Here is a 310-nt window from a genome sequence, read left to right on the forward strand (position 1 = left end):
TAAGAAGTTCATAAGAGAACTGCATAGGTAGTAGCGAACTTATGTGAACAACAACCTCAAAAATGATAAAAGTTAAGGACTTACAGTTCTTACATATGTTATTTAAAAAATAAATATGAAGACCTTCAAAATACTTGTCTTAAATGTTAATATTATAATTGGGATAACGTCTTTGGAATCCTAGTTGTTTTGTTGCTACTGTACCAGAAAGTACAGAGGAGCAGATTATTAATAAAAACAAGTAAAGTGAGGTGATAGTATTGGAAAAAGCTTATAAGTTTAGAATGTATCCAAATAAAAAACAGCAAGA

General features: G+C 29.0%; 1 protein-coding gene. It reads left to right on the plus strand.

Annotated features, from left to right (window positions below):
• Positions 1 to 251: 251 nt before the first annotated feature.
• A partial coding sequence (locus KGF50_RS22645) for a helix-turn-helix domain-containing protein (RefSeq protein ID WP_227850018.1) occupies positions 252 to 310 on the plus strand: 59 nt, incomplete at its 3' end.

The organism is Clostridioides sp. ZZV15-6598, from assembly GCF_020657705.1.
Taxonomy (GTDB): Bacteria; Bacillota; Clostridia; order Peptostreptococcales; family Peptostreptococcaceae; genus Clostridioides; species Clostridioides difficile_F.